Genomic DNA, 12,875 nt, shown 5'->3' on the forward strand with positions numbered 1-12,875 from the left:
CGCCCCTCGCTTTTTGGGACTGCTGCGCAGTCCAGCGGGAGCAAGCTCCTTCGCCACAAGAGCTTTCTGACCGGCATCAAATCTCCACTGCCTGACATTACCTCATCGCGAGCAGGCTCGCCTCCACACTGGGCGCCGGCGCTTACCGCATTCAGGACTCCATTTGAGGCTGGGCGCCTGTACAAAATCCCAGCAACGCCAAGGTTGCGCAATGCACCTATTTCGGTACACTGCCCCCATGACCGAAATCGCACCCATACTGAATGTACGTTTCTTCTGCACAGATGCCGGAAATGAACCCGTGCGGGAATGGCTGACAGATCTGCCCCGCGAACACAGACGGATGATAGGGACTGACATCAAGACTGTTCAGCTTGGTTGGCCGATAGGTATGCCTGTGGTGCGCAAGCTGGATACAGGGCTATGGGAAGTCAGGATTGATCTTGAAGACTCTACCGCCCGCGTTCTTTTCACCGTGGTCGGTTCCGACATGGTTCTACTCCATGGCTTCATCAAGAAAAGTCAAAAAACACCAGCGGTCGACATGGCAACCGCCAAGCAGCGCAAAGCAAGATTATGAGGTACCGCAAATGAACAAACACATTGGATCTGATTTTGACGACTTCCTGGCCGAGCAAGGAATTGCCGAGGAAGTGTCTGCGGCCGCGCTCAAACGCGTTATTTCCTGGCAAATTGCCGAGGCCATGCGACTTCAGAAAGTGACCAAGAAGGCTTTGGCAGAGCGAATGCATACCAGCCGTACCGCGGTTGATCGTGCGCTCGATCAGAATGATGCGGGAATGACGCTGGCAACACTTGCCAGCGCGGCGCGTGCACTGGGTCAGAGGGTGGAAGTACGGTTGGTGCCTGAGCAGGAAGAGGCCCGCGCATAAGCGTTGTTGTGGCAAGGGAGCTTGCTCCCGCTGGGCTGCGCAGCGGGCCCAAACAAGTCAACTCGATCTGTCTGACATGCCGCGCGACCCGGTTTCAGGGCTGCTTCGCAGCCCAGCGGGGATAAATCCCCTCGCCACGAGGTGTCCTACGCATAACGACTATTTACCCAACCCCAAATTCGCCTCCGCCAAATCCAACTCCCCCAGCACTTCACGCAGCACGTCGTCGCCGATCTGGTGATGGCGGCTGAGGCGATACAGTTCCAGGCGCTGGGCTTTCAGGGCCTTGAGGCGCAGGCGGCGCTCCAGCAGGTCCATTTCGAACGCCAGGGCCTGAGCTTCGGCGGAGTCGTTGAACACCTCCAACTGATGGCGATACTCACTCATCAATCGCGCCTTGACCTCGGTCGCCATGGCCGCCGCTGGCGCACTGGCCGGCTCGGCGGGCTCTTCCACTTCCAGCGCACGGATCGCCGCCTCGGCGGTCTTGCGCCAGGCCTCGCGCACTTCGGTGCGACGCTTGTCGTCGGGACTTTGCTCGATGCCCCGCAGCAACAGTGGCAAGGCGATGCAGGCGGCGATCAACGATAGCAGGATCACCCCCGCGGCGATGAAGATCAGCAAATCGCGCTCGGGAAACGCTTCCCCGGCGCCCAGCAGCAACGGCACCGATAACACGCCCGCCAACGTCACGGCCCCTCTCACCCCACCGAAGGTCAGCAGCCAGCAGGAGCGCGCCGTCGGCACCAAGGTCAACTCCCCCTTGCCACGCCAGCGGCGCAACCACCCGGACAGGCGCCAGATGCTTTGCACCCAGACAAACCGCAGCACCAGCAACACCAAAAAGATCGCCATCACCTCCAGGCAGAGGTAGAGCAACGTCGGCCACAGCGTGGTCTCGTGGCGGGTGACGGCCTTGACGATGTCCGGCAACTGCAAGCCCAGCAGCAGGAAGATCAAGCCGTTGAAGGCGAATTCCAACAGCGACCAGACGCTGCGATTGAGCAGCCGCGTATGGGTCTGGCGCGGCAGCAGATCCAGCCAGCTCTGCATCATCCCAGCCGCCACCGCCGAGAGAATGCCCGAGACGCCCAATCGCTCAGCCACCACATAGGCGGCGAATGGCAGCAATAGCATGAACACCACGTGGGTGGCCGGATCATCCCACCCGCGCGCCACCATCCAGGCCCGCAGACGACCGACCAGCCAGCTCAGGGCCACCCCCACCAACAAGCCTCCGACGGCCACCAACACAAACGCCAGGCTCGCGTTAGCCAGGGAAAACACCCCGGTGATGGCCGCCGCCAGGGCGAACTTGAAGGTCACCAGGCCAGAGGCGTCGTTCATCAGCGCTTCGCCCTGGAGCATGTGCATCAGCGGCTTGGGCAAGCGGTCCCGGGCAATCGCCGACACGGCCACGGCGTCAGTGGGCGACAACACCGCGGCCAGGGCGAAGGCCACCGGCAACGGGATGCTGGGCAACAGCCAATGAATGAAATACCCGGCGCCCACCACCGTGAACAGCACCAGGCCCACCGCCAGTGTCAGGATCGGCCCGCGCAGGCGCCACAGCTCACGCTTGGGCATGCGCCAACCGTCGGAGAACAGCAGCGGGGGCAAGAACAGAAACAGGAACAGTTCGGGATCGAGGGCCACGTGCAGGCCCAAGGACGGCCAGGCTAGCACGGCCCCTGCGCCGATCTGCACCAGCGGCAACGGCAGGGGGATCAACCGCCCGATCAAACGCGAGACACCCACCAGTGTCAGCAGGATCAGGACGGTATAAGCGCTTTGCATAGGGGGTTCCATTGACAGCGACACACATCCGGCAACAGCTTGCCGTTGAAGTGCCATATTAGTCGCTTAGCATGGCGCTGACCGTTACACCTATGTCGCACCCTCTCCAAGGCTTTGGGGCAAATCAACCCAGGCCGCCGCGAAACCGTCCGGTCATGGCATAATCCGTCACCTTTTATTCCCAGCACCTGCAAAGGGGGCAGTTCCTTGACCGATTCAAGCAAAACGTTGCACCTTTTCGGCATCAAAGCCTGTGACACGATGAAAAAAGCGCGCACCTGGCTCGATGAACACGCTGTACGCTACGACTTCCACGACTACAAGAGCGCCGGCATCGACCGTGAACACCTGACCCAATGGTGCGACGAGCATGGCTGGCAAGTGGTGTTGAATCGCGCCGGTACGACCTTTCGCAAGCTCGACGACGAACGCAAAGCCGATCTCGACCAGTCGAAAGCCATCGAACTGATGCTCGCCCAACCCTCGATGATCAAGCGCCCGGTGCTCGATCTCGGCGACCGAACCCTGATTGGCTTCAAGCCAGATATTTATGCGGCAGCGCTCAAGTAAACCTGCCCAGTCCATTTTGTTGAGGTAATGTCCATGTCCACTACCCTGTTCAGCCTGGCCTTCGGTGTCGGCACTCAAAACCGTCAAGGCGCCTGGCTGGAAGTGTTCTACGCACAACCGCTGCTCAACCCGTCGGCGGCCATCGTCAGCGCCATCGCACCCATCCTTGGCTACAGCGAAGGCAACCAGGCGATCACCTTCACCACCGCCCAGGCCTCGCAACTGGCCGAAGCGCTCAAGGGCGTCGACGCCGCGCAAGCCGCCCTGCTGACCCGCCTGGCCGAGAGCCACAAGCCGCTGGTTGCCACCCTGCTGGCCGAAGACGCCCAATTGAGCTCGACGCCTGAGGCCTACCTCAAGCTGCACCTGCTGTCCCATCGCCTGGTCAAGCCCCATGGCCTGAACCTGGCCGGGATCTTCCCGTTGCTGCCGAACGTCGCCTGGACCAGCCAGGGCGCGATCGACCTGGCCGAACTGGCCGAGCACCAGCTCGAAGCCCGCCTGCGTGGAGAGCTGCTGGAAGTGTTCTCGGTGGACAAGTTCCCGAAAATGACCGACTACGTGGTCCCGGCCGGCGTTCGTATCGCCGACGCCGCGCGGATTCGCCTGGGCGCCTACGTGGGCGAAGGCACTACCGTGATGCACGAAGGCTTCGTCAACTTCAACGCCGGCACCGAAGGCCCGGGCATGATCGAAGGCCGTGTATCGGCGGGCGTGTTCGTCGGCAAGGGGTCGGACCTGGGCGGCGGCTGCTCGACCATGGGCACCCTGTCGGGTGGCGGCAACATCGTGATCAAGGTCGGCGAAGGCTGCCTGATCGGCGCCAACGCCGGTATCGGTATTCCACTGGGTGACCGCAACACCGTGGAGTCGGGCCTGTACGTGACCGCCGGCACCAAGGTCGCACTGCTGGACGAGAACAACCAACTGGTCAAAGTGGTCAAGGCCCGCGAGCTGGCCGGTCAACCCGACCTGCTGTTCCGCCGCAACTCCGAAACCGGCGCGGTGGAGTGCAAGACCCACAAATCGGCCATCGAGCTGAACGAAGCTCTGCACGCGCACAACTAAGGCGCTTCACACAGTCACCTGTGGGAGCGAACAGCTCCCACAGGGTCCGGCGTAACCCAGCAGGGCCCGAAAGCATGTTGATCCCCTCTCCCTGGCGTGCCGACTTCCCGGCCATCGCCGCCCTGCACCGGCAAGGCCAGACCTACCTGGACAGCGCCGCCACCACGCAAAAACCCCAAGCCTTGCTCGATGCCCTGGTGCACTACTACGCCAACGGCGCGGCCAACGTGCATCGCGCGCAACACCTGCCAGGCGCCCATGCCACCCAGGCCTTCGAAGACAGTCGCCTTAAAGTCGCGCAATGGCTCAACGCAGGCGACAGCGGGCAGATCGTCTTTACCCACGGCGCGACCTGCGCGCTGAATCTTCTGGCCTACGGACTGGAACACCTGTTCAAGCCGGGCGATGAAATCGTCGTTAGCGCCCTCGAACACCACGCCAACCTGCTGCCGTGGCAACAACTGGCTGAACGCCGTGCGTTGACGCTGGTAGTGCTGCCGCTGGACCCCGACGGGGTCATCGACGTGGACGCCGCCACGCAGTTGATCGGGCCGCGTACGCGCCTGCTGGCGGTGAGTCAGTTGTCCAACGTGCTAGGGGCCTGGCAACCATTACCGGCGCTGCTGGCCCTGGCCAAGGCCCACGGCGCGTTGACGGTGATCGATGGCGCCCAGGGCGTGGTTCATGGCCGGCACGACGTACAAGGCCTGGGTTGCGACTTCTATGTGTTCTCCAGCCACAAGCTCTACGGGCCCGACGGGCTGGGCGTGCTGTACGGCCGTCACGAAGCGTTGAGCGAACTGCGGCACTGGCAGTTTGGCGGTGAAATGGTGCAACAGGCCGATTACCACAGCGCCACGTTCCGCCCGGCGCCGCTGGGCTTTGAAGCCGGTACGCCGCCGATCGCCAGCGTGATCGGCCTGGGGGCGACCCTGGATTACCTGACCGGTCTCGAGACGCCCGCGGTCATCGAGCATGAGGCGGCGCTGCACGACTACCTGCTCCATGGCTTGCAGGCACGCAAGGGCATACGCCTGGTGGGCCAGCCCCGGCTGGCGCTGGTCAGCTTCGGCGTCGACGGTGTGCATAACGCCGATTTGGCTCACCTGCTGACCGAGCAAGGCATCGCCGTACGCGCCGGGCATCACTGCGCCATGCCGCTGTTCAAGCACCTGAACCTGTCGGGCGCGATCCGGGTGTCGCTGGCGTTGTACAACGATTCGGCCGACCTCGAACGCTTCTTCGAGGCCCTGGACCAGGCCCTGGAGATGCTCCGATGAACCTGCCGGCCGAGGCTGTCACGGCGCTGCAGACCTTTCAGCAGGCCTCGGGCTGGGAACAGCGCGCCCGGCTGCTGATGCAATGGGGCGAGCGCCTGCCGCCGCTGAGCGAGGCCGAGCGATGCGACGCCAACCTGGTCAACGGCTGCGAAAGCCAGGTGTGGCTGATGGGTCGGTTGCAGGACGGGCATTGGCAATTTGCCGCCAGCAGCGAAGCGCGGTTGATTCGCGGACTGGTGGCGTTGCTGCTGGCGCGGGTCAATGGGTTATCGGCGAACGAGTTGCGCGAGGTCGATCTGCCGGGGTGGTTTGGTGAACTGGGATTGTCGCGCCAGCTATCGCCTTCGCGCAGTAATGGGTTGAATGCGGTGTTGCAGCGGATGATTGCGCTGACTCGCTGATCGTTAAAAGCTTCGCGAGCAAGCCCGCTCCCACAAGGGATCTCATTGAACACAAATCTTGTGATCCCCCTATCCACTGTGGGAGCGGGCTTGCTCGCGAAGAGGCCCTCAGCCCACCCTCAATCCTGAGGCTTGGTCCTGTCAGCCGGCCGCCGCACGCCCGCCACGATCTTGTCCACCGCCTTGGTCGCCGCGACCATGCCAAATGTCGCCGTCACCATCATCACCGCGCCAAACCCGCCGGCGCAGTCGAGCTTCACGCCGTCGCCGACAAAACTCTTCTGCAAGCAAATACTGCCGTCCGGCTTCGGATAACGCAGCTGTTCGGTGGAGAACACGCACGGCACGCTGTAGTGACGGGTCACGGTGCGGGAAAAGCCGTAGTCGCGACGCAGGGTCGAGCGCACTTTGGAGGCCAGCGGATCGTTGAAGGTACGGTTCAGGTCGCACACCTGGATCAGCGTCGGGTCAATCTGCCCGCCCGCGCCGCCGGTGGTGATGATCTGGATCTTGCGGCGCTTGCACCAGGCGATCAGCGCCGCCTTGGCATTGACGCTGTCGATGCAGTCGATCACGCAATCGATGTGGGGCGTGATGTATTCGGCCATGGTGTCGCGGGTGACGAAGTCGGCCACGGCGTGCACCGTGCAATCGGGGTTGATGCCCCGCAGCCGCTCGGCCATGACCTCGACCTTGGGCTTGCCGACGGTGCTGTCCAGGGCGTGTAACTGGCGGTTGGCGTTGCTGACGCAGACATCGTCCAGGTCGAACAGCGAAATTTCGCCCACGCCGCACCGGGCGATCGCTTCCGCCGCCCAGGAACCGACCCCGCCCACCCCGACCACCGCCACATGGGCCGCCCGCAGGCGCTCCAGGCCCTCGATGCCATACAAACGGGCGATGCCGGCAAACCGTGGATCTTCTGTACTCATGACCATTACCCCAAAAACCGGCGCGCATTATAGGGCTTTGCCGTGGCAATTCGAGCCGTTCGCGAATTGAATCCCACCAATTCCCCCTTGTGGGAGCGAGCTTGCTCGCGATGGCGTCAGTCCAGTCAATAGAGTATCGACTGATCCACCGCCATCGCGAGCAAGCTCGCTCCCACAGGTTCTGTGTCACACACTGTCGGCATACTTGGGCCAATGACGGTCGTTTTACTATAAGATAATCGCCATTTTGCGCGAGCCAGCCCGCGCCTGCACAAGCCTTGCGTTCACACTATATTCCCGGAGTTTCCATGACGGCCCACGCCGACCTCTCGCCGACCTTGCAACTCGCCTGCGACCTGATCCGCCGTCCGTCCGTGACACCGGTGGACGCCGATTGCCAGAAACTGATGATGCAGCGCCTGGGCAACGCGGGCTTTGCGCTCGAGCCGATGCGCATCGAGGATGTGGATAACTTCTGGGCCCGCCACGGCCAGCATGACGGCCCGGTGCTGTGCTTCGCCGGGCACACCGACGTGGTGCCGACCGGCCCGGTGCAGGCCTGGCAGCTCGACCCGTTCGATGCGGTGATCGATGAACAGGGCATGCTCTGCGGCCGTGGCGCCGCCGACATGAAAGGCAGCCTCGCAGCGATGGTGGTGGCGGCCGAGCGGTTCGTCGCCGACTACCCGGACCACAAGGGTGCGGTGACCTTCCTGATCACCAGCGACGAAGAAGGCCCGGCGCACCACGGCACCAAAGCTGTGGTCGAGCGCCTCAAGGCTCGGCAGGAGCGCCTGGACTGGTGCATCGTCGGCGAGCCGTCGAGCACCACCCTGGTGGGTGACGTGGTCAAGAACGGCCGTCGTGGCTCCCTTGGCGCCACACTGACCGTGCGCGGCAAGCAAGGTCACGTGGCCTACCCGCACCTGGCGAGGAACCCGATCCACCTCGCCGCGCCAGCCCTGGCGGAGTTGGCCGCCGAACATTGGGACCATGGCAACGATTTCTTCCCGCCCACCAGCTTCCAGATCTCCAACCTCAACGCCGGCACCGGCGCGACCAACGTGATCCCGGGTGACCTGGTGGCGGTGTTCAACTTCCGCTTCTCCACCGAATCCACTGTCGAAGGCCTGCAACAGCGCGTCGCCGATATCCTCGACAAGCACCAGTTGGACTGGCACATCGACTGGGCCCTGTCCGGGCTGCCGTTCCTCACCGAACCGGGTGCGCTGCTGGACGCCGTGTCGTCGAGCATCAAGGACGTCACCGGCCGCGAGACCCAGGCGTCCACCAGCGGCGGCACCTCCGACGGCCGCTTCATCGCGACCATGGGCACGCAAGTGGTGGAACTGGGCCCGGTCAACGCGACCATCCACCAGGTCAACGAACGGGTATTGGCAGCCGATCTCGACGTACTGACCGAGATCTACTACCAGACGCTGATCAAGTTGCTCGCCTGATGCTCGCCTGCCCGATCTGCAGTGAACCGCTGAACGCGGTGGACAACGGCGTGGCCTGCCCGGCCGGCCATCGGTTCGACCGCGCGCGCCAGGGCTACCTGAACCTGTTGCCGGTGCAGCACAAGAACAGCCGCGACCCCGGGGACAACCAGGCCATGGTCGAAGCCCGTCGCGACTTTCTCAACGCCGGGCACTACGCCCCCGTTGCCCGGCGCCTGGCCGAACTGGCGGCTGAGCGCGCGCCGGGGCGCTGGCTGGACATCGGCTGTGGCGAGGGCTACTACACCGCGCAGATCGCCGACGCACTGCCCGACGCCGATGGCTATGCCTTGGACATTTCCCGCGAGGCAGTCAAACGCGCCTGCAAACGCAGCCCGCAACTGACCTGGTTGATCGCCAGCATGGCCCGGGTGCCGCTGGCGGACGGCTGCTGCCAGTTCCTGGCGAGCGTGTTCAGCCCACTGGACTGGCAGGAAGCCAAGCGCCTGCTCAGCCCTGGCGGCGGCTTGATGAAAGTCGGCCCGACCCGCGGTCACCTGATGCAATTGCGTGAGCGCCTGTACGACGAAGTGCGCGAATACACCGACGACAAGCACCTGGCCCTGGTGCCTTCGGGGATGGCGCTGGAGCACAGCGAAACCCTGGAGTTCACGCTCGTGCTCGAAAGCGGCCAGGACCGCGCCAACCTGCTGGCGATGACGCCCCACGGCTGGCGCGCCAGTGCCGAACGCCGGGCCAGCGTGATCGAGCAGGCTGAACCGTTCGAGGTCACGGTGTCGATGCGCTACGATTATTTCGTTCTTCAATAAACCTTATGATCGGCCCCGGACACCCGTACGGGGCCCGTTAAATCCGCGAATGGATTTTTCAAGACCGCAGTGAGGACATCCATGCGCCAACCCGATATCGAGATTTACCTCAAGGACGCCGACGTCGACCACAAGGCCATCGCCCACTGGCTCGGCCAGGCCCTGGGCCCGTGCAGCGAATGGGTCCAGAAAGGCCAGACCTACAAGTGCAAGGCCGGCGACGTCCCGGTGACCTGGCTGCCCAAGGCCGTCGGCAAATGGAACAGCCTGTACCTGGAAAGCGACCGGACCCCGTGGGAAGACGACATCGCTTGCGCCCGCGCCGCCTACGCCGCATTGAATGTCGAAGTGCGCTGCGCACCCGGCTCGTGGGTGGAAGAGGAAGGCGAGGAATCGGCCGATCGCTGGATTCGCATCAGCGCCGATGGGGAAGAAGAAATCACCTGGAAGACGGCCTGATTCGGCCCAAGGCCCACCACAGTCCCAAATGTGGGAGCGGGCTTGCCCGCGAAAGCGGTGTGTCAGTCGACATGCCGCCTGACTGACGCATTCGCGAGTAAGCCCGCTCCCACTGGGGATTGGCGGTGGTTGAGAAGGATGGCTTACAACCCCACCACATCCTCGGCCTGCAAGCCCTTCTGTCCTTCCACGACCGCGTATTCGACCTGCTGGCCTTCGGTCAGTGAACGGTGGCCTTCACCGCGGATCGCGCGGTAGTGCACGAACACATCGGCCCCACCTTCGCGCTGGATGAAGCCGTAGCCTTTGGCGTCGTTGAACCACTTCACACTGCCGGTCTCGCGTGCAGCCATGATGCTCACTCCCATTTCTTATTGTTAAGTCGGCTTGTCCCGCCTGGCGGCAGGCAGACAAAGCCTGCGGACTCTCACCGCCGCCTGGCCGTCCACGTGAACGTCGGGGCAGTAGCCCGCCGAGTATATGACACCGGGAAAAACTCTCAACTGACTTTACTTCGGTGCTTTTTTGCCGATTTTCGGTGAATCCGGCACACTACCTGCCGCTCAACCCCATCCACTCATGCAGAAGCCGTATGACCCGTTCCCCGTTCCGCCGTCTAGTGTTTGGCACCCTGCGCCGACTGCTGTATCTCTGGGTTCGCTCCGAGACCATCAACCAGTCGTCCTTCACCCTCAACCTCGACCGCAGCCGTCCGGTGTTCTACGTTCTGCAAGACCCTTCGCTGACCGACCTGGCGGTGCTCGACACCGAGTGCACCAAGGCCGGCCTGCCCCGCCCGGTGCTGCCGGTGTCGGTGGGCAACCTGCTGGAGCCGGCGGCGTTCTTCTACCTCACGCCCGCCCCGGACTGGCTTGGCCGCCAGGACAAGCGCGGCGCGCCACCGACCCTGACGCGGCTGGTCGACGCCCTGACCCACAACGCCGCCGAAGACGCCCAGATCATTCCGGTCAGCGTGTTCTGGGGCCAATCGCCCGACAGTGAATCCAGCCCATGGAAGCTGCTGTTCGCCGACAGTTGGGCAGTCACCGGGCGCCTGCGGCGCCTGCTGAGCATCATGATCCTGGGGCGCAAGACCCGCGTGCAGTTCTCGCCACCGATCCACCTGCGCGAACTGATCGAACACGACAAAGGCCACGAACGCACCGTGCGCATGGCCCAACGGGTGCTGCGGGTGCATTTGCGCAACCTGAAGACGGCGGTCATCGGCCCGGACATTTCCCACCGGCGCAACCTGGTCAAGGGCCTGCTGAACCAGCCGCTGGTCAAGCAGGCGATTGCCGACGAGGCCGAGCGGGAAAAGATCTCGGCGGAGAAAGCCAAGGCCCAGGCCCTGCGCTATGGCAACGAAATCGCCTCGGACTACACCTACACCGCGATCCGTTTCCTGGAAGTGGTCCTGAGCTGGTTCTGGAACAAGATCTACGACGGCATCAAGGTCAACAACATCGAAGGCGTACAGGCCATCGCCCCCGGCCACGAAGTCATCTACGTGCCCTGCCACCGCAGCCACATCGACTACCTGCTGCTGTCGTACCTGCTGTTTCGCAACGGCCTGACTCCACCGCACATCGCGGCCGGCATCAACCTCAACATGCCGGTCATCGGCGGCCTGCTGCGCCGGGGCGGGGCATTTTTCATGCGCCGTACCTTCAAGGGCAACCCGCTCTACACCGCCGTGTTCAATGAGTACCTGCACACGCTGTTCACCAAGGGCTTTCCGGTGGAGTACTTCGTCGAGGGTGGACGCTCGCGCACCGGGCGCATGCTGCAGCCCAAGACCGGCATGCTCGCCATCACCCTGCGCAGCTTCCTGCGTTCGTCGCGCACGCCCATCGTCTTCGTGCCGGTCTACATCGGCTACGAGCGGGTCCTGGAAGGTCGCACCTACCTGGGGGAACTGCGCGGGGCCAGCAAGAAGAAAGAATCGATCTTCGACATCTTCAAGGTCATCGGCGCCCTCAAGCAACGCTTCGGGCAGGTGGCGGTGAACTTCGGCGAACCGATCAAACTGGCCGACTTCCTCGACGGCGAACAGCCCGGCTGGCGGGAGCAGGAACTGGGGCCGCAGTTCAAACCGGCCTGGCTCAACCCCACCACCCACCGCCTCGGCGAGCGCGTGGCCCGGCACCTGAACGAAGCGGCGGCCATCAACCCGGTCAACCTCGTGGCCCTGGCGCTGCTGTCCACCAGCCGCCTGGCCCTGGACGACCGCGCCATGGCCCGGGTGCTCGACCTGTACCTGGCGCTGCTGCGCAAAGTCCCGTACTCGCCCCACACCACCCTGCCCGAAGGCGACGGACGGGCGCTGATCGAGCACGTGAAGGGCATGGACCTGCTCTCGGAACAGAGCGACGCCCTGGGCAAGATCCTGTACCTGGATGAACAGAACGCGGTACTGATGACTTACTACCGCAACAACGTGCTGCACATCTTTGCCTTGCCGGCGTTGCTGGCGAGCTTCTTCCAGAGCACCTCGCGCATGAGCCGCGAGCAGATCCTGCGCTACACCCGCGCGCTGTACCCGTACCTGCAATCGGAGCTGTTCATTCGCTGGTCGCTGGAGGAACTGGACGACGTGGTCGACCAGTGGCTCGAAGCGTTCGTCGAGCAAGGCCTGCTGCGTTTCGAAAAAGACCTGTACCTGCGTCCGGCCCCAAGCTCGCGGCACTTCGTGCTGCTGACCCTGCTGTCCAAAAGCATCGCCCAGACCCTGCAACGCTTCTACATGACCGTCTCACTGCTGCTCAACAGCGGCCAGAACACCGTCAGCGCCGAAGAACTGGAAGACCTTTGCACGGTCATGGCTCAGCGCCTGTCGATCCTGCATGGCCTGAACGCTCCGGAGTTCTTCGACAAGAGCCTGTTCCGCCACTTCATCCAGACCCTGCTGGACCTTGAGGTGCTGCGCCGTGACGAGGCTGGCAAGCTGAGTTACCACCCGCTGCTGGGAGAACTGGCCGAGGGCGCGGCCAAGCGGGTACTGCCGGCGGAAATTCGCCTGTCGATCCGCCAGGTGGCGCTGCATCGCAGCGAAGACGCAGCCGAGGTCGCCCTCAGTCCGGACCTTTGACAAGGCTCGGCCCACTCACCGTGAACAGGGACGTTAGCGGTGAGTCGACGGGGCAATCGACAGCGGTCTCCGACACCCTGGAGCGGCTGAGGCGACATCAAACGAAGAAAAAACC

The 12,875-nt window shown here is 63.6% G+C and carries 13 protein-coding genes; 10 read left to right on the top strand and 3 right to left on the bottom strand.

Annotated features, from left to right (window positions below; translation table 11 throughout):
- Positions 1-238: 238 nt before the first annotated feature.
- Both V5F23_RS22380 and V5F23_RS22385 read left to right on the top strand, forming a co-directional pair.
- Positions 239-580: a type II toxin-antitoxin system RelE/ParE family toxin gene (locus V5F23_RS22380; RefSeq protein ID WP_042732720.1), complete on the top strand. Its 342-nt coding sequence runs from the start codon at positions 239-241 to the stop codon at positions 578-580.
- A gap of 10 nt (positions 581-590) precedes the next feature.
- Entirely contained in the window at positions 591-893 is a 303-nt protein-coding gene (locus V5F23_RS22385; protein WP_042732716.1) for an XRE family transcriptional regulator, read from the top strand.
- 159 nt (positions 894-1,052) lie between these two features.
- Here V5F23_RS22385 and V5F23_RS22390 read toward each other — a convergent pair whose 3' ends face one another.
- Entirely contained in the window at positions 1,053-2,690 is a 1,638-nt protein-coding gene (locus V5F23_RS22390) for a Na+/H+ antiporter (RefSeq protein WP_042732717.1), read from the bottom strand.
- Between the two features lie 261 nt (positions 2,691-2,951).
- Between V5F23_RS22390 and V5F23_RS22395 the strand changes: the two genes are divergently transcribed.
- The 4 genes from V5F23_RS22395 (at position 2,952) to V5F23_RS22410 (ending at position 6,009) form a co-directional block, all read left to right on the top strand.
- Positions 2,952-3,260 (top strand): arsenate reductase, encoded by a 309-nt coding sequence (locus V5F23_RS22395; RefSeq protein WP_234407987.1) that lies wholly within the window; start codon positions 2,952-2,954, stop codon positions 3,258-3,260.
- A 33-nt stretch (positions 3,261-3,293) separates the two neighbouring features.
- Entirely contained in the window at positions 3,294-4,328 is a 1,035-nt protein-coding gene (gene dapD / locus V5F23_RS22400; RefSeq protein ID WP_047736705.1) for a 2,3,4,5-tetrahydropyridine-2,6-dicarboxylate N-succinyltransferase, read from the top strand.
- Positions 4,329-4,402: 74 nt separating this feature from the next.
- Positions 4,403-5,608, top strand: a complete 1,206-nt coding sequence (locus tag V5F23_RS22405; RefSeq protein WP_042731551.1) for a cysteine desulfurase — start codon at positions 4,403-4,405, stop codon at positions 5,606-5,608.
- A complete protein-coding gene (locus tag V5F23_RS22410; protein WP_212802981.1) occupies positions 5,605-6,009 on the top strand; it encodes a SufE family protein in 405 nt (134 codons plus the stop codon). The genes V5F23_RS22405 and V5F23_RS22410 overlap by 4 nt, the downstream gene beginning before the upstream one ends.
- A 119-nt stretch (positions 6,010-6,128) precedes the next feature.
- Here V5F23_RS22410 and tcdA read toward each other — a convergent pair whose 3' ends face one another.
- The gene (tcdA, locus tag V5F23_RS22415) at positions 6,129-6,941 is read right to left on the bottom strand and encodes a tRNA cyclic N6-threonylcarbamoyladenosine(37) synthase TcdA (RefSeq protein ID WP_161796122.1); all 813 of its coding nucleotides are present in this window, start codon (positions 6,939-6,941) and stop codon (positions 6,129-6,131) included.
- A gap of 308 nt (positions 6,942-7,249) precedes the next feature.
- On the opposite strand from tcdA, the gene dapE reads away from it, so the two are divergent.
- The 3 genes from dapE to V5F23_RS22430 all read left to right on the top strand — a co-directional run bounded on the left by dapE (position 7,250) and on the right by V5F23_RS22430 (position 9,669).
- The gene (dapE, locus tag V5F23_RS22420; RefSeq protein WP_047736710.1) at positions 7,250-8,401 is read left to right on the top strand and encodes a succinyl-diaminopimelate desuccinylase; all 1,152 of its coding nucleotides are present in this window, start codon (positions 7,250-7,252) and stop codon (positions 8,399-8,401) included.
- Positions 8,401-9,210 carry a putative RNA methyltransferase gene (locus V5F23_RS22425; RefSeq protein ID WP_042731555.1) on the top strand — a complete coding sequence of 270 codons (810 nt, stop codon included), beginning with the start codon at positions 8,401-8,403 and terminating at the stop codon, positions 9,208-9,210. Before dapE ends, V5F23_RS22425 begins: the two co-directional genes overlap by 1 nt.
- A gap of 81 nt (positions 9,211-9,291) precedes the next feature.
- Positions 9,292-9,669 carry a hypothetical protein gene (locus V5F23_RS22430; protein WP_042731556.1) on the top strand — a complete coding sequence of 126 codons (378 nt, stop codon included), beginning with the start codon at positions 9,292-9,294 and terminating at the stop codon, positions 9,667-9,669.
- Positions 9,670-9,812: 143 nt separating this feature from the next.
- Here the strand turns inward: V5F23_RS22430 and V5F23_RS22435 are convergent, their stop codons facing one another.
- Entirely contained in the window at positions 9,813-10,022 is a 210-nt protein-coding gene (locus tag V5F23_RS22435; RefSeq protein WP_003198198.1) for a cold-shock protein, read from the bottom strand.
- Between the two features lie 239 nt (positions 10,023-10,261).
- Here V5F23_RS22435 and plsB point away from each other — a divergent pair, with 239 nt between their 5' ends.
- Positions 10,262-12,760, top strand: coding sequence for a glycerol-3-phosphate 1-O-acyltransferase PlsB (gene plsB, locus V5F23_RS22440; RefSeq protein WP_042731557.1), 2,499 nt, complete (start codon positions 10,262-10,264; stop codon positions 12,758-12,760).
- The last annotated feature ends 115 nt before the right edge of the window (positions 12,761-12,875 follow it).

Source organism: Pseudomonas sp. WP18 (assembly GCF_036689585.1).
Classification (GTDB): Bacteria; Pseudomonadota; Gammaproteobacteria; order Pseudomonadales; family Pseudomonadaceae; genus Aquipseudomonas; species Aquipseudomonas chlororaphis_E.

Bases quoted from the DNA above. Each gene is read 5' to 3' on its own strand.
- V5F23_RS22385 (WP_042732716.1), top strand. From the start codon at position 591: ATGAACAAACACATTGGATCTGATTTTGACGACTTCCTGGCCGAGCAA.
- V5F23_RS22395 (WP_234407987.1), top strand. From the start codon at position 2,952: ATGAAAAAAGCGCGCACCTGGCTCGATGAACACGCTGTACGCTACGAC.
- V5F23_RS22430 (WP_042731556.1), top strand. From the start codon at position 9,292: ATGCGCCAACCCGATATCGAGATTTACCTCAAGGACGCCGACGTCGAC.
- V5F23_RS22390 (WP_042732717.1), bottom strand. From the start codon at position 2,690: ATGCAAAGCGCTTATACCGTCCTGATCCTGCTGACACTGGTGGGTGTC.
- V5F23_RS22410 (WP_212802981.1), top strand. From the start codon at position 5,605: ATGAACCTGCCGGCCGAGGCTGTCACGGCGCTGCAGACCTTTCAGCAG.
- tcdA (WP_161796122.1), bottom strand. From the start codon at position 6,941: ATGAGTACAGAAGATCCACGGTTTGCCGGCATCGCCCGTTTGTATGGC.
- V5F23_RS22405 (WP_042731551.1), top strand. From the start codon at position 4,403: ATGTTGATCCCCTCTCCCTGGCGTGCCGACTTCCCGGCCATCGCCGCC.
- plsB (WP_042731557.1), top strand. From the start codon at position 10,262: ATGACCCGTTCCCCGTTCCGCCGTCTAGTGTTTGGCACCCTGCGCCGA.
- V5F23_RS22435 (WP_003198198.1), bottom strand. From the start codon at position 10,022: ATGGCTGCACGCGAGACCGGCAGTGTGAAGTGGTTCAACGACGCCAAA.
- dapD (WP_047736705.1), top strand. From the start codon at position 3,294: ATGTCCACTACCCTGTTCAGCCTGGCCTTCGGTGTCGGCACTCAAAAC.
- V5F23_RS22380 (WP_042732720.1), top strand. From the start codon at position 239: ATGACCGAAATCGCACCCATACTGAATGTACGTTTCTTCTGCACAGAT.
- dapE (WP_047736710.1), top strand. From the start codon at position 7,250: ATGACGGCCCACGCCGACCTCTCGCCGACCTTGCAACTCGCCTGCGAC.
- V5F23_RS22425 (WP_042731555.1), top strand. From the start codon at position 8,401: ATGCTCGCCTGCCCGATCTGCAGTGAACCGCTGAACGCGGTGGACAAC.